A 463-nucleotide genomic window follows, 5' to 3' on the forward strand; every position below is an offset into this window, starting at 1 on the left:
ATTAAATATGGCGGTAACTGATTCAACGATTAACTCTGACACTGACAATTGGTCTTTTGGCTTTTAACAGCCTGGTACAGGCCAAAACCTCTAATCTGACCTTTAAGAAAGATCAGGTGGCGGACTTTTTGTTTTTAACAGACCGCGAGGACGGCAAACCCCTTAAAAAACAATATTTCGCGGATATTGGTCCGGCCGCTGTTGCCATGGGATATCAAAATACTACGGCATTTCGCATCACCCGGAATCCTGTCAGTGGCCAATATTTTCCCAGGGTACTTGCCATTGCCAGCTGGCCGGGTGATTGGCAACAGCGTCAGGCGTTTTTCTCCCAGCTGGTGGAGGAAAAGCCGGATATTGCCGAGCGTCGTTTTGCTATCTGGAGCACCTTTAATATGAGTAATTACGTAGATTGACCGGAGGAGGTGCTGATGAGAATGCGTAGTCGCTGTATGTTAACCTT

The 463-nt window shown here is 46.9% G+C and carries 1 protein-coding gene; it reads left to right on the forward strand.

The window, feature by feature from the left end; all coding sequences use genetic code 11:
• The first annotated feature begins 56 nt into the window (after window positions 1–56).
• A complete protein-coding gene (locus ACXAD8_RS23060; protein WP_475233108.1) occupies window positions 57–416 on the forward strand; it encodes a hypothetical protein in 360 nt (119 codons plus the stop codon).
• Window positions 417–463: the final 47 nt, after the last annotated feature.

The sequence above is a fragment of the Planctobacterium sp. AWH2_060 genome, assembly GCF_056158425.1.